Annotated in this window: 20 protein-coding genes; 11 read left to right on the top strand and 9 right to left on the bottom strand. The window is 62.9% G+C overall.

The genetic code is table 11. From position 1 onward, the window contains the following. The first annotated feature begins 27 nt into the window (after positions 1 to 27). The 5 genes from GN300_RS04760 (at position 28) to GN300_RS04740 (ending at position 4258) form a co-directional block, all read left to right on the top strand. On the top strand, positions 28 to 939 hold the full coding sequence (locus tag GN300_RS04760; RefSeq protein ID WP_063315831.1) for a bifunctional 2-polyprenyl-6-hydroxyphenol methylase/3-demethylubiquinol 3-O-methyltransferase UbiG: 912 nt from the start codon (positions 28 to 30) through the stop codon (positions 937 to 939). A gap of 244 nt (positions 940 to 1183) precedes the next feature. Further along, positions 1184 to 2041: an ABC transporter permease gene (locus GN300_RS04755; protein ID WP_063315832.1), complete on the top strand. Its 858-nt coding sequence runs from the start codon at positions 1184 to 1186 to the stop codon at positions 2039 to 2041. Further along, positions 2038 to 3138, top strand: coding sequence for a glycine betaine ABC transporter substrate-binding protein (locus GN300_RS04750; RefSeq protein ID WP_063315833.1), 1101 nt, complete (start codon positions 2038 to 2040; stop codon positions 3136 to 3138). The genes GN300_RS04755 and GN300_RS04750 overlap by 4 nt, the downstream gene beginning before the upstream one ends. Next, positions 3122 to 3949 carry an ABC transporter ATP-binding protein gene (locus tag GN300_RS04745; protein ID WP_081558371.1) on the top strand — a complete coding sequence of 276 codons (828 nt, stop codon included), beginning with the start codon at positions 3122 to 3124 and terminating at the stop codon, positions 3947 to 3949. The genes GN300_RS04750 and GN300_RS04745 overlap by 17 nt, the downstream gene beginning before the upstream one ends. 81 nt (positions 3950 to 4030) lie before the next feature. Then, the gene (locus GN300_RS04740) at positions 4031 to 4258 is read left to right on the top strand and encodes a hypothetical protein (protein ID WP_030535223.1); all 228 of its coding nucleotides are present in this window, start codon (positions 4031 to 4033) and stop codon (positions 4256 to 4258) included. A gap of 57 nt (positions 4259 to 4315) precedes the next feature. Here GN300_RS04740 and GN300_RS04735 read toward each other — a convergent pair whose 3' ends face one another. From GN300_RS04735 to GN300_RS04710, 6 genes are all read right to left on the bottom strand, one after another. Then, the gene (locus GN300_RS04735; protein ID WP_003940277.1) at positions 4316 to 4504 is read right to left on the bottom strand and encodes a helix-turn-helix transcriptional regulator; all 189 of its coding nucleotides are present in this window, start codon (positions 4502 to 4504) and stop codon (positions 4316 to 4318) included. After that, positions 4504 to 4923: a hypothetical protein gene (locus GN300_RS04730; RefSeq protein WP_050654797.1), complete on the bottom strand. Its 420-nt coding sequence runs from the start codon at positions 4921 to 4923 to the stop codon at positions 4504 to 4506. The genes GN300_RS04735 and GN300_RS04730 overlap by 1 nt, the downstream gene beginning before the upstream one ends. Before the next feature lie 90 nt (positions 4924 to 5013). After that, on the bottom strand, positions 5014 to 5532 hold the full coding sequence (locus GN300_RS04725; protein WP_050654796.1) for a GNAT family N-acetyltransferase: 519 nt from the start codon (positions 5530 to 5532) through the stop codon (positions 5014 to 5016). 19 nt (positions 5533 to 5551) lie between these two features. Next, positions 5552 to 6430, bottom strand: a complete 879-nt coding sequence (locus GN300_RS04720) for an SDR family oxidoreductase (RefSeq protein ID WP_007733788.1) — start codon at positions 6428 to 6430, stop codon at positions 5552 to 5554. Continuing rightward, complete coding sequence (locus tag GN300_RS04715; RefSeq protein ID WP_063315835.1) at positions 6427 to 7959, bottom strand: NAD(P)/FAD-dependent oxidoreductase; 1533 nt, start codon at positions 7957 to 7959, stop codon at positions 6427 to 6429. The genes GN300_RS04720 and GN300_RS04715 overlap by 4 nt, the downstream gene beginning before the upstream one ends. 13 nt (positions 7960 to 7972) lie before the next feature. Next, positions 7973 to 8977: a patatin-like phospholipase family protein gene (locus tag GN300_RS04710; RefSeq protein ID WP_042451435.1), complete on the bottom strand. Its 1005-nt coding sequence runs from the start codon at positions 8975 to 8977 to the stop codon at positions 7973 to 7975. Between the two features lie 130 nt (positions 8978 to 9107). Here GN300_RS04710 and GN300_RS04705 point away from each other — a divergent pair, with 130 nt between their 5' ends. Beyond that, positions 9108 to 9698, top strand: coding sequence for a TetR/AcrR family transcriptional regulator (locus GN300_RS04705; RefSeq protein WP_030535226.1), 591 nt, complete (start codon positions 9108 to 9110; stop codon positions 9696 to 9698). Here GN300_RS04705 and GN300_RS04700 read toward each other — a convergent pair. Beyond that, the gene (locus GN300_RS04700) at positions 9634 to 10758 is read right to left on the bottom strand and encodes an alpha/beta hydrolase (protein ID WP_233405570.1); all 1125 of its coding nucleotides are present in this window, start codon (positions 10756 to 10758) and stop codon (positions 9634 to 9636) included. The genes GN300_RS04705 and GN300_RS04700 overlap by 65 nt on opposite strands. A 19-nt stretch (positions 10759 to 10777) precedes the next feature. On the opposite strand from GN300_RS04700, the gene GN300_RS04695 reads away from it, so the two are divergent. The 3 genes from GN300_RS04695 to GN300_RS04685 are packed head-to-tail and all read left to right on the top strand — an operon-like array spanning position 10778 to position 12800. Beyond that, positions 10778 to 11542, top strand: a complete 765-nt coding sequence (locus tag GN300_RS04695; protein ID WP_003940355.1) for an MBL fold metallo-hydrolase — start codon at positions 10778 to 10780, stop codon at positions 11540 to 11542. Next, complete coding sequence (locus GN300_RS04690; protein ID WP_050654791.1) at positions 11539 to 12198, top strand: alpha/beta fold hydrolase; 660 nt, start codon at positions 11539 to 11541, stop codon at positions 12196 to 12198. Before GN300_RS04695 ends, GN300_RS04690 begins: the two co-directional genes overlap by 4 nt. Positions 12199 to 12248: 50 nt before the next feature. Further along, complete coding sequence (locus GN300_RS04685; protein WP_003940599.1) at positions 12249 to 12800, top strand: SRPBCC family protein; 552 nt, start codon at positions 12249 to 12251, stop codon at positions 12798 to 12800. Between the two features lie 4 nt (positions 12801 to 12804). Here the strand turns inward: GN300_RS04685 and GN300_RS04680 are convergent, their stop codons facing one another. Beyond that, positions 12805 to 13875 carry a LacI family DNA-binding transcriptional regulator gene (locus GN300_RS04680; RefSeq protein ID WP_063315837.1) on the bottom strand — a complete coding sequence of 357 codons (1071 nt, stop codon included), beginning with the start codon at positions 13873 to 13875 and terminating at the stop codon, positions 12805 to 12807. 159 nt (positions 13876 to 14034) lie between these two features. Between GN300_RS04680 and GN300_RS04675 the strand changes: the two genes are divergently transcribed. Beyond that, positions 14035 to 15207: an acyl-CoA dehydrogenase family protein gene (locus GN300_RS04675; RefSeq protein WP_063316044.1), complete on the top strand. Its 1173-nt coding sequence runs from the start codon at positions 14035 to 14037 to the stop codon at positions 15205 to 15207. After that, the gene (locus tag GN300_RS04670; RefSeq protein WP_063315838.1) at positions 15204 to 16352 is read left to right on the top strand and encodes a CaiB/BaiF CoA-transferase family protein; all 1149 of its coding nucleotides are present in this window, start codon (positions 15204 to 15206) and stop codon (positions 16350 to 16352) included. Before GN300_RS04675 ends, GN300_RS04670 begins: the two co-directional genes overlap by 4 nt. Before the next feature lie 54 nt (positions 16353 to 16406). Here GN300_RS04670 and GN300_RS04665 read toward each other — a convergent pair whose 3' ends face one another. Beyond that, the gene (locus GN300_RS04665; protein ID WP_003939765.1) at positions 16407 to 17408 is read right to left on the bottom strand and encodes an NADP-dependent oxidoreductase; all 1002 of its coding nucleotides are present in this window, start codon (positions 17406 to 17408) and stop codon (positions 16407 to 16409) included. Between the last annotated feature and the right edge of the window lie 23 nt (positions 17409 to 17431).

Below are 17431 nucleotides of genomic sequence, written 5' to 3'. Positions count from 1 at the left end.
TTCCAGCCCAGTAAATCGATTGCCGACGTGACCGGGGACGTGGTGAACTCGGGCGGACTTGTTGTGGGTCGAGAAGTGGATGCAGTAGTGATGGATGCAGCGGAGATGAATCGGTTGTCGTGGAATGCGGCGACCGTCGCTCACAACAGTCACAAAGGAGACCAGGCACAGTTCTTTCGCAACGGCGGGTCGACCTTGTATCCGGAAGAACTGGCGCTGCTCGGCGAGATCGACGGCTCCTCGATTCTTCATCTGCAGTGCAATTCCGGTCAGGATTCGTTGAGTTTGGCCGCTATCGGTGCCGCGGTGACCGGCGTCGACATCGCGGATTCCGCGATCGACTTCGCCCGAACCTTGTCCGCGGAATCCGATATTGCCGCCGATTTCGAGCGTGCCGATGTATCTGCGTGGCTCCGCGCTGCTGCCGCTGGCCAGAGAAAGTTCGACCGAGTCTTTTCTTCGTACGGAACGGTGATCTGGTTACCCGATCTCGACGAGTGGGCCGAGGGGATTGCCGGTGTTCTGGCGCCGAACGGTCGATTCGTTCTGGTGGAGTTTCATCCGTTTGCCATGTGTTTCGACGAGAAGTGGTCGCTGACATACCCGTACGGAGGCGGGACTCCCGTGACCGAACCCCGTGGCGTGGGCGACTACGTGGCAGATTCGGCCGATCTCATCTTGCCAGGCGCTGAGGGAAACGGAGTCGAGAACTTCGAAAATCCTTTCCCCTCATGTGAATTCAACTGGTCCATTTCCGAAGTGCTAGGAGCTTTGCGGCGCGCCGGATTGACGCTCGAGTCCTTCGACGAGTACCCGTACGCCAACGGTTGGCAAGGATTCGAGGAGATGGCTGAACTCGGCGGCAAGCGTTGGGGAGTCCCGGCCGGACGACCCGAGATCCCGCTCATGTATTCGCTGTCGGTTCGCTTGGCCGACTGACGCCTATTTCCCCCGCATTTGCGGGTAATTGCAGACACAGGTAGTAATTACCCCCATGCCCTCGACGCCACTGACACGACGCATCGCCGTCGACCTGTGCCGTCTTGGTGCCAACTGCTGTTGCTGTTGATTCCTTCCGACTCTCCTGAGTGAGAATGGCGCCGCTCTGTGCGCCTTCGCCCCTGCATATGCGCCCGTTGCTGCATGTGTGCCGGAATTTTCCGTACGTCGAGGAAGAACAGCGATGTCGACTCCTGTCGAAGCAATAGAACCAACATCAGTCACGGAACCGAACCGTGAGCCGCGTCGGCCGTGGACTTCGAGTGCGACCACTGTCGGACTGCCGGTGCTTTCCGTGATCGCATTCTTGGCCCTGTGGCAGGTCGCTGCCGCGAGCGCAACCTGGAGTGAGACCTTCGTGCCGTTCCCGAGCACGGTCTGGCATGCCTTCGTCAACACGATGACCACGCACGACGGAGTGCGCGGCTACCAGGGCTACCTGCTCTGGGAGCACCTCTACATGACGCTGCGACGGGTGCTGGTCGGTGTGATCATCGGCGTCGGATTGGGCGTGATCCTCGGTTTGGCCATGGGATCGGTGACATGGCTGCGGAGCCTGCTCGAACCGTGGTTGACGTTCCTGCGCGCACTGCCGCCCCTGGCGTATTTCTTCCTGCTGGTGATCTGGCTGGGAATCGACGAGGCGCCGAAGATTACATTGCTGGCGCTCGCTGCTCTTCCGCCGGCAGCGGTGGCCACCACAGCTGCTGTGGTCGCGGCGCCGGTCGGACTGGTCGAAGCGGCCAGGGCCCTGGGAGCCTCACGGGCGCAGGTGATCCGGGACGTCGTCGTCCCGTCGGCCTTACCGGAAACTTTCACGGGCATTCGGCTGTCGGTGGGTATGGCGTACTCGTCGGTGGTCGCGGCCGAACTGTTCAACGGCATCCCCGGAATCGGCGGAATGGTCAAGGATGCAAGCAATTACAACAACACACCGGTCGTGCTGGTGGGGATCTTTGCCATCGGATTCTCCGGCCTGATCATCGACGGACTGCTGCGGGCTGCAGAGCGCCGCGCCGTTCCCTGGAGGGGAAAAGTATGACTGACAATCAGAAACACGCCAGCAGCAATCTGAAGCGCAGCAGTAATTCGACGCGCAATGAAGGAAGGGCTTCCCGGACGGCGTTCACGGTGCTGATCGGCGTCCTTGCCCTTGTTCTCGGTGCGTGCTCAGTGGATCATTCGGGCCAGGATTCGTCCAAGGAAACAATCCGTATCGCTTACCAGTCGTTCCCGAGCGGCGACTTGATCGTCAAGAACAATCGCTGGCTCGAAGACGCGCTGCCCGAATACAACGTGAAGTGGACGAAGTTCGATTCGGGAGCCGACATCAACACCGCCTTCATCGCCGGTGAAATCGATTTCGGCGCAATCGGTTCGAGCCCGGTTGCTCGTGGCCTCTCGGCACCGCTGAACATTCCGTACCAGGTCGCGTTTGTTCTCGACGTGGCCGGCGACAACGAAGCCCTGGTGGCGCGCAACGCAACCGGAATCAAGACCGTCGCAGATCTGCGCGGCAAGAAAGTGGCCACGGCATTCTCCTCGACCGCGCACTACAGTCTGCTGGCATCGCTGAACCAGGCCGGACTCAGTGCCGACGACGTCCAGTTGGTGGATCTCCAGCCGCAAGCATCCCTCGCAGCCTGGCAGCGCGGTGACATCGATGCCGTCTACACCTGGCTGCCCACGCTCGACGAACTCCGTAAGGACGGAACACAGTTGATCGCCAGCCGTGAGCTCGCGACAGCAGGAAAGCCGACACTCGATCTTGGTGTGGTGTCGACTGCGTTTGCCAAGGATCACCCCGAGATCGTCGACACCTGGCGCCAGGTTCAGGCCCGCGCGCTCACGACGATCGCCACTGATCCGAACGCGGCAGCGGAAGCTGTTGCCGCACAATTAGGCGCCTCGAAGGACGACGCGGCAGCGCAGTTGAAACAGGGTGTGTTCCTCACTCCGGAGCAGATCTCCTCGCCGGAATGGTTGGGCACCGAGGGCGCTCCCGGGAATCTGGCAGTGAACCTGCAGAGTGCAGCGCAATTCCTGGCCGAGCAGAAGCAGATCGACAGTGTGCCTGATCTGGCGGTCTTTCAGAATGCTCTCTATGTGAAGGGGCTTCCCGATGTCCTTGACCAGTAGCGTGACCGCACAGCAGGCCTCGGGAGGATTCGCCCCCGACCGCCCGGGCGCGATCCGAATCGACACCGTCTCGCACAGGTACGGCCACGGTCGAGAGTCCGTCACGGCACTCGGGCCCGTATCGATCGACGTCACACCTGGTGAGTTTCTGGTTCTCGTCGGAGCGTCGGGTTGCGGCAAGAGCACATTGCTGCGCCTGATCGCGGGTTTCGAAAATCCTTCCAGTGGAACGGTTCAGGTCTCCGGATCCGACCCGATTCCCGGGTCGAGTGCGGGAGTGGTGTTTCAGCAGCCACGGCTCTTTCCGTGGAAATCGGTGGGCGGCAACATCGATCTGGCACTCAAATACGCCGGCGTTGCGAAGAGCGAACGCGGGCAAAGGCGTGACGAGCTTCTCGACCGCGTCGGTCTGGTCGGCACTGCGGACCGGCGTATCTGGGAAATCTCCGGCGGGCAGCAGCAGCGGGTGGCAATTGCTCGTGCCTTGGCGGCCGAAACGTCGTTGCTCCTGTTGGACGAACCCTTTGCCGCGCTGGACGCCCTCACTCGCGAGCGTCTGCAGGAGGACCTGCGCAGTGTCAGTGCCGAATCGGGGCGAACAAGTGTCTTCGTCACTCACAGTGCCGACGAGGCGGCCTTTCTCGGCTCCCGCGTCGTAGTTCTGACAAGCCGACCGGGCAAGGTCGCGCTCGACCTGAAAATCGATCTGCCACGAACCGGCGTCGATCCCGACGATCTCCGAGGCTCACCCGAATACGCGGCATTCCGAGCCGAAGTCGGCCATGCGGTCAAGGTTGCAGCTGCAGCGTAGGTACCCTGCGCGTCGACTACCAGGTGGCCGCGTCGATAATGGGAAGGAGAACGTGCAGGACACGACGAACAAGGAGTGGTCATGGCAACTGAGGTGGAGTCCGGTGACCTCGTGCAGGCAGCCGGCCATGCGGGTCCGTGGACGGTAGTCGAAGTTCGCCAGGGGATGGCGCTGCTCGAACACAGTGACGGGCACAGGTTGTCGCGTCGAACGACGACGTTGACCGTCGTCCGCAAGGGTTCGGGCAAGAAGGCAACGGCCGTCGAAGACGGGAAGGACGAAAACGGATCGCCAACTCTGTTCGACTGAAACCGCAGCTCGACTGAAACCGCAGCTCGACTGATCTTCCGTCAGTTCGAGACGGCGTCAGCTGGAGAAAATGTCGTCTACGCGTTTGTCGAAGTATTCGGCGATTCGGAACGCCAGTGAGAGACGCGGGTCGAAGTGTCCCTTCTCGATCGAGATGACGGTCTGGCGTGTGATGCCGAGCGCGTCGGCGCACGCTTGCTGTGACAATCCGGCTGCCGTACGAAGTTCTTGAAGGTTGTTGCGCATCAGATCTCGTCAGATCTCGAATGTGGGGTGCGGTCCCTCGACACTGCCCAGTACCGGATTCCGAAGTCGGCCAGACCGAGGGCTGTAAACATTACGAGCGGCAGTTCGGGAGCGCCGAAGACATTGTGCGCGATCAGCGCGATCCCCATGGCAGTGATCAAGTCGGTGAACGCGCCGAAGCCGGCCTTGCGACTCCATTCTGTTTCGACGGTGTCCTCGGGGTAGGCGGGGGCCTTGTCGTTATCCGATGGAAAAAGGGCCCACGCCGACCCGATACAAGCCGGTGCCATGACGATTGCGAAGACGATGAAGGCCAACGTCTTCCGATCATTGGCGGTCAATGCTGCGAAAAAGCTGAAGGCTAGCGTTGCTGCGACGCCGATACCGATGATCAGGCTCCACCGTGCCGTGGTGCTCATGAAGCCTCCCAGGTGTAAGAGTTCTTTGACATGCCTGAGCGTAGGTCTACGTGCGCTGGATGTCAAAGAACTCTTACATCGCGCTGAGGGTCAAGCGACCCCGAAAGGCGCTGCGTATGAAAACTTCCCCGTCTGATCGGGGCGGTGCGTGGTGAGGGTCCTGATCTGAAAGTGCTCGCCCCACTCGGCTTCCGGAGAATCGATCCCGGCGTCCGTGCTGGTGACGAACCCGAACTGCGGGTAGTACTCGGTGCTGCCCAGGAGGGCGAGCAGTGGCACGTCCAGAGCGTCGGACGCACCGATCACCGCGTGCATCAGCGCCGAACCGACGCCGCTGCGTTGGTTGTCCGGTGTGACTGCCAACGGGCCGAGGCCAACCGCCTCAACGGGACCGACCCATCCGCGTGTTCCGATCACGAAACCAACGATCTCATCACCGGCGACGGCGACAAGGGACAACTTCGGTAAGTAGTCGTTCGAGGCGAAGAGCTGACGTGTCAGTTCGATCTCGTAGGGAGACTCGCCGGGCGGCGCTTGGTCGGCAAACGCCGCCCCGAGCAGTGAATAGATTGCGTCACGGTCGGAAGAAGTTTCGCGGCGGATGTACATGGCCACGAAACTACCCGCTTCATCTCCGATCGTGCTCCTCGTTTTCGGCCTGACGTGCCACTCGCTTTTCGTAATCCGCACGCCCGTTCGGATCTACCGATGTCAGCGCGCGGCGATCGTCGATCACCCGGCGTCCGATGTTGATCATCCATTCGGGTACTACAGCGTCGATGAGGTCCCAGCCCGCAAGGTAACGCGGAACAGTAGTTTCGGCTCGCCGGTGCGCGACCGTGTCGACGACAGCTTTGGCCACGACCTCGGGTTCAACCGTCGGCATGCCCTTTCCGAGTGGCACACCGGAGGAGAGCCCGGTGCGCACCGCGCTGGGCAGGATGGCGCTGACGCTGACGCCGGAATCTGCGAATTCGACACGAGCAGAGGCGGAAAGGCCCACCGCACCGAACTTGCTTGCGTTGTACACGGCCATTCCTGGCACCGGTAGCTTGCCTGCCATGGATGCGATGTTGACGACGTGGCCGCGTCGCCGATCCACCATGCCGGGCAGCACGGTGCGCATCCCGTGAATCGGGCCCCAGACATTGACGTCGAGGGTTACTCGACTGGTGGCGTCGGACTCGTCGAGGAAGCTGCCGAGCGGCATCACGCCCGCATTGTTGACCAGAATGTCGATGTGACCGAATTCGCCGATCACTGTGGAGACGAACACATCCCAGGATTCGCGTGAGGTGACGTCCAGAGCGTACCCGCGGGCCCGTGCGCCGATGGATGCGGCGGTGTCGACGGCCGTCTCCTCGTCGAGGTCGCCGACGCAGACGAGTGCGCCGCGAGCTGCGAACAACTCCGCTGTGGCCCGGCCGATTCCGCGGCCACCTCCGGAGATGACGACGACTGCTCCGTCGAGATCGATCGGCGGGTAGGTGGTGCCGAAAAGGCTCATGTGGTGTACTCCGGTTCGGGGGTGGTGGTGGGCTCAGCGGGGGTGTCGTCTGACGCAGGGTTGTCGGACAGCGTGTGGTTGTAGGCGTATGGATCGAAGGCCCGTAGCCGTCGACGCATGGCTCCTGACGACCACGGCCAGTTGAAGCTGTTGCGGCCGTTGACGTCGAAGAAATAGCTTTCGCAACCACCGGCGTTGTAGACCGTGGTACCCAATGCCTCCTGAACTTGAGAGTTGAAGGCTGCCTGTACTTCCGGGCGCACGTCGATGGTTTTCCAGCCGTGCCGACGAGCGTGGCCGATCGCCTGTGCCACATAGACCAGTTGGGCTTCCAGAATCATGAAGGCCGACGTGTGTCCGGTGCCGAGGCTCGGGCCCAGCAGAATGAACGCGTTGGGGAATCCGCTGACGGCGGAACCGAAGTACGCCCGCGGGCTTCCCTGCCAATGATCGTCGAGTGATCGACCTTCTCCGTCGAATACCTTTGATGCAATGGGCATGTCGAGGATGTGGAAGCCCGTTCCGAAGATGATCGCGTCCACTTCCGATTCCACTCCGTCGGCTCCGATCACGGTGTTGCCGTGGATCTCTTCGACTGCGTTGGCATGGACGGTCACGTTGGGTCTGCCGAGGGCCGGGTAGTACGAGTTCGACATGAGTAGTCGCTTGCAACCGAGGGTGTAGTCGGGAGTCAGCGCCTTGCGTAGCTTCGGATCGCGCACCTGCAAGCGCAATTGGGCCGACCCGAGTTTCTGCACGATACGCAGGATCCACGGATTGCGGAACCCCAATCCAAGCGCTTCCATGATTCCGTATTCGATGCTGCGTAGAGCCTTGTGCGCTCCCGGTACGAATCGCATGACGGACCTTTCGATCCGCGGTACGTAGTGATCGGGTTTGGGAAGGACCCATTGAGCGGTGCGTTGGTAAAGGTGAAGGGCGGACACGTCGGAGACGATGCGCGGCACGAATTGGACTGCGGAAGCGCCGGTACCTACGACGGCGACGCGCTTTCCGGTCAAGTCGTAGTCGTGATTCCACTGCGAGGAATGAAACACCTCGCCCTCGAACGTTTCCAGCCCGGGGATCGCCGGCGTCAAGGGTTCGTTCCACGGGCCGGCGGCGGCTATCACGAAACGAGCAGTGAGTTCACCGCTGGAAGTTGTGATCTCCCAGAGTGATTGCGATGCGTCCCACTGTGCGGAGAGCATTTCTACCCCGAAGCGAACGTGCTTGTCGACCCCGTGGCGGACGGCCGTGTCCTCGATGTACTCGCGGATCTCCGGCTGCTCCGCGAACAGTCGGGTCCAATCCGGATTGGCGGCAAAGGAATACGAGTACAGGCCGGACGGGACGTCGCAGGCACAACCGGGATAGGTGTTGGCGCGCCAGGTGCCGCCGAGGGAGTCCGCTTTCTCGAGCAGGACAAAATTGTCGATCCCGAGGCGCTGCAGGTGAATTGCTGCACCGATCCCGGAGATCCCGCCACCGATGATCACGACCTCGAAGTGGTCAGTTCTGTTGTTCACTGAGTCTGCGCTTTCACTGGTGGGACGGGGTGGAGTGGAATGGGCGCGCATCGAGTTCGCGTTTCACGCTCGCACGTGTTGTACGTAGGGATGATTCGAAGGTGGCGAGCCGCCGTCGGCCGTCCATGAAGTTGGCGCCCATGACGGCGAGATCGTCGTCGGTGGCGTCTATGCGCAAGACCCTGGTTCCCGCAGCGCGCACCAGTTCGATTTCCCGGTCGAGGCCCTTGGACATGGAGTTCCGCAGGGCGCCGCGTTCGATACGGGCGGCGCCGCGCGCCGGCTTCAGTGTTCGAGATGCCATGGGCGCCAGTACAACCAGCTCGTCGAGTTCGAGGGGGAGCAGGAGGTCTACCGATGCCGTGGACGCCGCGCCGCCGTCGATGTACCTGACGCCGTCGATGGTGACAGGTGGGAACCAGCCGGGAATCGCCCAAGACGCTCGAAGCGCTTCACCGACTGTCGCTTTCGGAGCCCCCTGTGCCCCGAACGCGACCCGTCGCCCGGTTCTGTAGTCCATGGATACCATGTACGCGCACGGATGTGGGAGCCACGAATCGCCAGGGGCAAGAGATTCGGCGAGCGTGGTGAGCCAGGACGGGTCGCCGCCACCACGCGGTGCGATACCGCTCATCCGGCTCAGAACGGGAAGATCTCGACGCGTCACCAGTCGTGGATTGCCGATCCCCAAACTCGGAAGTGGCGGGATTCTTCCGGGCGCCGATGCTGTGTGGGCGAGGAGTTCGGGACGTGCGGCGGGCTCTCCGAGTTGCATGGCTACCAACTCGTCGACGCCGACTCCGCTGCCGAGCATTGTCACGAACTCGGCTCCGGCGGACGTGCCGATGATGGCGGTGGCTTCGCGGGGATCCCAGTCGAGGGCGTCCCGAACCGAGGCGAGGGCAGCAACGGTCCAGGCGAAGCCGAGGGTGCCGCCGCATCCGATTGCCAATCCCCGTCTAGGCGCGCTGTGTCGTCCGGACCCGGGCGCGGTGGTGCCGGTCACTTCTGAAGTCATATTTCGGAGACTATCAGTATCTGAATAACGTGGGTACCCCAAATTGGGGTTTCGGGAGTGCGCCTGCGGTGCGCTTCCGGTATTCGGCTACCGTTGGAATCTCGATACTCAGAACCGCGAGGAGGTTCCGATGGCGCGATTGACCAGGCAGGAAGCGCAGGCGATGACCCGCGAGACCTTGTTGGCGACGGCCGTCGAACATTTCCTCGATCGCGGGTACGCCGCCGCGTCGCTCGATCAGATCGCTGAGGATGCCGGTTATTCCAAAGGTGCGGTGTACTCGAACTTCAAGAACAAGGACGAGTTGTGCGCCGAGGTGCTCGGCCGAATCAGGTTGACCAAGGTCGGCGAGATCACCTCACAGCTCGGAGCCAATTCGACGCTCGACGACGCGGTGGCCGAGTTCGCGCGATGGGCCGAGCGAACCATCGGGGACAAGAGATGGACGTTGCTCGAAGTCGAGTTCTCGGTGCGATCGCGGCACAGCGAAGAGATCCGCGAAAAGATCGCGACGGGTGCCGATCAGGTGCGCGGATTGATTGCCGGAGTGGTGCAACATCTTGCCGAGTCCAACGGCGTGACGCCGGCACTGGACCCGAACGCCGCGGCACTGCGCATACTCAGCGTCGGAATCGGTTTGGGGCTACAGCGTGCGATCAGCCCTGAGCTGCCGGTTGATCCGCTGGTGGATACGTTGCGGGAGATTTTGCTGGGTGGGTGAGTAGAACGCGGAGCATTCCGCCGATCTCGGCGACGGCGGTGCGCGAACCCACGCTCGGTCCCAGAACGTTGACGAAGCCGTGGATGAACCCGCGATAGCGTCGATCGGTCACGTGAACACCGTTGTCGCGCAATCGAGCTGCGTAGGCTTCGCCTTCGTCCCGGAGTGGATCGAATCCCGCCGTGATCACGATGGCCGGCGGCAGTCCGGTCGCGTCGGGGGCGCGTAGCGGCGACACCATCGGATCGAGTCGATCGGCATTGCTGCCGAGGAAGCTGGACTCGTAGAAGTTCATGTTGGCCTCGGTCAGGAAGAAACCTTTACCGAACGTCGTTCGCGAGGGGGCCTTCTCGTGAAAGTCGGTCGCGGGGTAGATCAACAGCTGCGCCGCCGGTGGGGTCTTGCCGTCGTCGCGGGCACGCAGCGCGACCGTTGCGGAAAGATGCCCGCCCGCGCTGTCGCCCCCGACAGCGATGCGCGTCGGGTCTGCGCAGAACTCGTCGGCGCGGTCGACGATATCGAGGTAGGCGGCGTAGGCATCGTGTACCGGTGTGGGGAAAGCGAATTCGGGTGAGAGCCGGTAGTCGACCGAGATGACCCGTGCGCCGGAGGTTTCGGCCAACAGGCGGCACGGGGCATCGTGGGATTCGATGCTGCCCTGTACCCACCCGCCGCCGTGGAAGTAGACGAGCAGAGCGCCGGTGTCGGCTGTCGGGACGTAGAGCCGGGCGCGAAGCGGGCCGTCGGCACCCGAAACGGAGATCTCCTCGGTGTGGACGGGCGTGGGCCTGCCGCCCATCATGATCGCGGTTCGGGTGAGATTGGCGCGAGCAGCGGCGAGTGACTGGGGATCGGTTGAATGCGAGGGGAGTGGCCGCGTCTTCGCGAGCGTGAGCAGAAGGTGTGCGTCGGCGTCGAGCGTGTTGCCCTCGATGACGACGGGTGGTCCGGTGATTCGACGTTTCACCGCGCTGGGCAGTGCGAATGCGGCTGCCACCAAGGATGCTTCGGCGCGATCTCGAATGCTGCGGCTGCTGGCCTGCTTCACGGATTCCGACACGTGGCGCAGACTACCAAGCATGACTACTGCGGCACTGTCGATCACGCAGATCGAGAACACACATCTGGTTCGGTGCGGTCACGCCAATTGGGTCCTGGTCGAAGAGGGGTCCGATCTGACCTTGATCGACGGCGGATATCCGGCCAACGGCACCGACGTCGAACGCTCGATCGAACAGATCGGTCACCAGCTCGGGGATGTTCGGGCAATTCTCGTCACTCACGCGCACATCGATCACATCGGTGGGATCGCGGACATCGTGACTCGGCTCGAGGTTCCGGTCCTGATGGATCCGTTGGAAGTGCCGCATGCGAAGAGGGAGTATCTGCAACAGTTGTCGCCGGCCGGAGTTCCGTTGCTGTTGTGGCGGCGAGGTGCTCCGAAATGGCTTCGCGACGTGATCGGAGTCGGCGCGTTGAAAGGTGCGGAACTGCCTCGGGCACAGTCCTTTGCGTCCGGTGGTGCGCTGGACGTTCCCGGTCGGATCGTGCCGATTCCCACTCATGGGCATACCGACGGCCACAGCGCTTACCTTGTTCCCGACGCAGGAGTGATCGCGTCGGGTGACGCTCTGGTGACCGGACACGCGACGTCGAGCGTCGCCGGACCACAGTTTCTGGTGTGCCCCTTCAATCATGATCGTGAAGCGACCGACCAGGCGTTGGACAATATCGCCGCTGCACCTGCCGGCGTGCTGTTTCCCGGACACGGTCCGGTTTACGAGGGCAGCATGACTGCCGCGGTCGAACAGGCCCGAGCAGGTCGGACAAGGATGCGTCCATGACTACTGTCGAAACGGTCGACGAAGGTGCGGTGCACGGTTTCCTTCATCGACCTGCTTCTGTGTCCTTCGCGTCGCCCGTCGCCACGCTTGCACTGACTCACGGCGCAGGAAGTAACTGCGACACCGTGCTGTTGCGTGCTGTTGCCGACGGCTTTGCTGCTGCAGGAGTGCAAGTTCTGCGCTTCGATCTCGCGTTTCGGGTGCGTCGAGCTTCGGGGCCTCCGCATCCGTCGCGTGCTGCAGAGGATCGCGCGGGCATTGCCGAGGTGATTGCTGCTCTTCGCAAGGACTACTCGGTGCCCGGACCCGTTCTGCTCGGCGGACATTCGTACGGCGGTCGGCAGGCGTCGATGCTTGCGGCGGAGAACCCGGGACTTGTCGACGGCCTGGTCCTTCTCTCCTATCCACTGCATCCACCGAAGAAGCCCGAGAAGCTCAGAACCGAACACCTGCCCGACCTGAACACACCGACCGTTGTCGTCCACGGTTCGAAGGACGAGTTCGCGACAACGGAGGAGATGCGGGCAGCACTCGCCTTGATTCCCGCCGCGGCGCGTCTGGTGGAGTTCGAAGGAGCTCGACACGACTTGTCCGTGGTGAAATTTCCGGTGGTGGAGGAGACAGTCGCGGCCGCATCGGCGGTGTTTGCGTTCTGAACGCCCAGCGGGCGGTTGCCCGTGTCGGTGGTTCCTGGTGAGATCGAACCATGAGTGCTCAGCCGTATCAGCCCAGTGCCCTGTCCGACGTCACGGTGAGCGTCGACGGTGACGACACAGTCGTCAGCTTTCCTCGGGTTCTGCCGTATTCCGTCGAGAAGGTGTGGGAGGCGATCACCGACCCTGAGATGTTGGCGCAATGGACGCCGTACACCGCCGATCGGAACCTGAGCCGTACCGGTGACGCGGTGATCACCATGCTCACCGAGGACGGCGCCCCCGAAATGTCGCTGCCGGTCACCGTTCACGTCGTGGAGACCACTCGGCGGCTCGAACACGAGTGGGGCCCGGACGAATTGGTGTGGGACCTGACCCCGATCGAAGGCGGTACCCGCGTCGTGCTGACGCAGAGGTCGCGCGCCGAGGGGATGGCGTCGGCGCTCGCTGCGGGGTGGCATCTGTGCTTCGACGTACTCGATGCCCTTCTGGCAGGCGAGCCCTTCGGGCCGATCGTGGGTGAACGGGCGCGCGAGTACGGCTGGGACGCACTCAACTCCGGTTACGCGCGACAGTTGGGCATCGACGAATCTCAGGTCTGGTAGCTGCTCAGAGTTTGCGACTGGCAGGCTTTCTGGTGGAGGCTCGCGCGATCAGTTCGACGGGAAGCTTCACGGATTCGACGCTCTTGCCGGAGATCAGTGCGAGTAGGTGCTCGAGCCCGGTCGCACCGATCTTTCGGGCGGGGGACCTGACCGTCGTCAGGGGCACCGGGAGTTGGGAGACAACCGGAATGTCGTTGTAGCCGACCAACGCAAGATCGTCGGGAACGCTCAACCCGAGATCACGGGCCACACCGAGTACGCCGATCGCGATGGTGTCGCTCACCGTGAAAACGGCGTCAGGGCGCGTGTTCCCGCTGAGCAGTGTGGCCGCCGCATCGACACCCCCTTGAACTTCGAACTCGGACGCCACTATTCGGTTCGGCGGCAGTTCCAGACCGGCTTCGGCCAGGGCATCGCGGAAACCCGCGACGCGTTCCCTCGACGTGCTGGCGTGGTCCGGCCCCGCGATCACTCCGAGATCGCGATAGCCGCAGTCCAGTAGATGCTTCCCGGCGAGGTAGCCGCCGAGGCGGTCGTCGCCGCTGACAAAGGGAAGGCTTCGGTTGACGGATGACGTCGCCGAGTCGATGTGCCGGTTCAGCAGCAGGATCGGCAGTGAGCGCAGGGGGAGCGAGTCGACGAAATCGGTACCCGGCAGGTGGATGCTGCTCAGCATGAGACCGTCGACCTGTCGGCTCACCAGGAACTCGACCGCTTTGCGTTGCGCTTCCAGATCGTCGGGCGGGCTGGAGAGCAAGACGGAGTACCCGGCTGCGGTGGCGGCTTCCTCGATGCCTTGGAACATGGTGGCTACTACAACGTCTGTCAGTCTCGGCATCACGACGCCGATGGTGGTGGTCTTGCGGGTACGCAGGCTGGCTGCCCACAGGTTCGGTTGGTAACCGAGTTCCTCGGCAACCTGACGAACCCGGAGTGCGGAGTCGGACCAGCCGTCGGCGGGCTCGGGCTGACGGAGGACCCGCGACGCCGTCGAGATGTGGACCCCGGCCTGGTCGGCGATTTCGCGCAACGTCGGCGGACGGCCGTTGCTGCGGTTCGACGGATCGGGCGTCATCTGCGTCGTGGCTCCTGGTGTGCGTCGGTCCTGAGTTGATTCGGTGTCGGTCGGCAGTTCGGGGATTGACGGGTGCGCAACCGGGCTCTACTCTAGGCGATGCAAACGATTGCGCAATCGTTCTCGCAAAGGATTGCGCCCGAGAACACTGGAGGCCCCGTGACCACGCCGCAGTCCCTGTCCGAGCTTTTTGCCATCGACACCCTGCTGGACGCAGAGGAGATCGCGATCCGCGACACGGTCCGCAAGATGGTCGACGATCGCATTCGCCCGCACGTAGGTGAATGGTTCGAAGCGGCAGCACTGCCGGCTCGTGAGCTGGCCAAGGAACTGGGCGCGCTCGGCGTACTGGGCATGCACCTCGAGGGCTACGGCTGTGCCGGGATGAGCGCCACGGCGTACGGGTTGGCCTGCCAGGAACTCGAAGCTGTCGATTCGGGCATTCGCAGCCTCGTCTCGGTCCAGGGCTCGCTCGCCATGTTCGCGATCCACCACAACGGAAGTGAAGAGCAGAAGGAAGAATGGCTCCCGCGAATGGCGGCGGGTGAAGCCATCGGCTGCTTCGGTCTCACGGAACCCGATTTCGGATCCAACCCCGGCGGTATGCGAACCAACGCCAAGCGCGACGGCGACGACTGGATCCTCAACGGCACCAAGATGTGGATCACCAACGGCTCCATCGCGGACGTCGCCGTGGTCTGGGCTCGAACCGACGACGGCGTGCGCGGATTTGTCGTTCCCACCGACACTCCGGGATTCTCCGCCCCCGAGATCAAGAACAAGATGTCGCTCCGGGCGTCGGTCACCTCGGAACTGGTGCTCGAGGACGTGCGTCTGCCTGCCTCGGCGATGCTGCCCAAGGCTCGCGGACTGTCCGGCCCGCTCGGCTGCCTCAACGAGGCACGCTTCGGCATCATCTTCGGGGCAATGGGTGCAGCACGTGACTGCCTCGAGACTGCGATCTCATATGCACGTGATCGCAAGGTCTTCGACAAGTTGCTCGCCGCGTATCAGATCACCCAGGCCAAGATCGCCGACATGGCAGTCGAATTGGGCAAGGGGCAGTTGCTCGCCATCCACCTCGGGCGCCTCAAGGACGCCGGGACGGTTCGCCCCGAGCAGGTCAGCACCGGCAAGCTCAACAATGTCCGCGAGGCCATCAAGATCGCCCGTGAATGCCGAACCATTCTGGGCGCCAACGGCATCACGCTCGAGTACCCCGTGATTCGGCACGCCAACAACCTCGAATCCGTTCTCACCTACGAGGGCACGTCCGAGGTTCACCAGCTCGTGATCGGCCGCGCTCTCACCGGTGAAGAAGCTTTCCGGTGACGGCAGACGCTGTCGGAGCGCTCGACGGGTTGGTGATCGCTGATTTCGGCCGCGTCCTCGCCGGTCCGTACGCCACGATGATTCTCGCCGACCTGGGTGCCGAGGTCGTCAAGATCGAGCGGCCGGGTGTCGGTGACGACACTCGCAGCTGGGGCCCACCGTGGGTGGGGGACGAGTCGAGCTACTTTCTGTCGGTGAACCGCAACAAGAAGTCGGTCACTCTGGACCTGCGCGAGCGCGAGGATCTGGAGAGTGCACGCGAGCTGGTTCGCAATGCGGACGTCGTGGTGCAGAACTTCCTGCCGGGAACGATGGACCGTCTGGGGCTGGGCTACGACGCTGTCCGAGAAATGAATCCGCGTGCGGTCTACTGCGCGATCAGCGGCTTCGGTGGCAACAACTCTCTGCCGGGATACGACCTGTTGATTCAGGCGGTCGGCGGATTGATGAGTATCACCGGACCCGATCCCAAGACTCCCACCAAGGTCGGTGTCGCGGTGGTCGACGTCATCACCGGCCTGCATGCCAGCGTGGGAATCCTTGCAGCGCTGCGCCATCGCGATCGCACAGGCGAAGGGCAGCACGTCGAGGTCAATCTGTTGTCCTCGTTGCTGTCCGCACTGGCCAACCAGTCGTCCGGCTACGTGGCCGCGGGCGTGGTGCCGCAGGCAATGGGCAACCGGCATCCGAGCATCGCACCATACGAGGTATTCGACACCGCGGACCGTCCGCTGGTCCTCGCGGTCGGCAATGATCGGCAATTCAGTTCGTTGACAGAGGTTCTCGGAGTTTCCGAACTTGCCGCTGATGCGCGTTTCGCGTCCAACAGCGACAGGGTTGCGCATCGAGAAGAACTGTTCGACGCCGTCACTGCTGCATTGGCCAAGGGCTCTGCGGACTCGTGGTTCGAGGCACTGACCGAGCGAGGTGTTCCGTGTGGGCCTCTCAACGACATCGCCGACGCGATAGCGCTGGCGGAACGGCTGAATCTCGATCCGGTGGTGTCCATCGACGACCCGCGTCGCGATGCACCGACTCGGCAGGTAGCCAATCCGATTCGGATGAGCGGCACGCCGGCAACCTATCGGTCGGCCCCGCCGCGGTTGGGGGAGGACAGCGTTCCCACTCCGTCCGGAGTCAGTTGACCCAAGCGAATCGGCCACCGGAATACCGGTGGCCGATCTGCGTGTGTGGCCGACTCAGCTGACCTTCAAGACCAGCTTTCCGGTGTTCGCTCCGGCGAAGAGAAGATTGAGGCTGTCGCCGAACGCGTCGATACCGCCGTCGACGACGTGCTCGCGAGCAGTCAATTCGCCACTCTTGATCCACTTTCCGATCTGCTCTTGTGCTTCTGCGTAGCGATCGAGGTAGTCGAAGACCACGAAGCCGGCCATCGTGGCGCGGTTGACGAGAAGTGACAGGTAGTGAGCAGGGCCTGGCTGAGGTTCGGTGGCGTTGTAGCCCGCGATGGCGCCGCAGATGACCACCCGAGCTCCGAGGCGCAGACGGGAGAGAGCGGCGTCGAGAATTTCTCCGCCGACGTTGTCGAAGTACACGTCGATACCGTCGGGAGCGTTGGACTTGAGCGCCTTGTATACGGATTCGTTCTTGTAGTCGATGGCGACATCGAAGCCGAGGTCCTCGGTGAGCCACGCGCACTTCTCCGGACCGCCGGCGATGCCGATGACCTTGCATCCGTGAAGCTTTGCGATCTGGCCGACCAGACTGCCGACCGCACCCGCGGCACCGGACACGACGACGGTGTCACCGTCTTTCAGCTTTCCGACGTCGAGTAATCCGAAATACGCAGTGACGCCGGGGAAACCGAGAGCGCCGAGCCAGGTCGGTAGGGGAGCGATCGATTCGTCGACCCGAGTGACGTCTGTACCGTCGGAAACGCCGTACTCGGAAGCGCCGAAGGATCCGGCCACGATGTCCCCGACCTGGTAATCGGGGTGCTGTGATTCGGTGATGCGTCCGACGCCGTGGGCGCGCATGACGGAACCGAGCTTGACCGGCGGAACGTACGACTTGACGTCGTTGAGCCAACCGCGCATCGCGGGGTCGAGGGAGAGGTATTCGACCTTGACGACAAACTCGCCCGGTCCGGCGGACGGGATCTCGGCATCGACGTATTCCCAGGTGGAAGCGTCGGGAAGTCCTGTCGGGCGGGCGGCGAGGCGTACTTGGCGGTTGGTCATCTCTCCCCTTCGGCGAAACGAAT

The organism is Rhodococcus sp. Ni2, from assembly GCF_021352185.1.
Lineage (GTDB): Bacteria > Actinomycetota > Actinomycetes > Mycobacteriales > Mycobacteriaceae > Rhodococcus_F > Rhodococcus_F qingshengii.
This window is presented reverse-complemented; position numbering and strand designations above follow the sequence as displayed.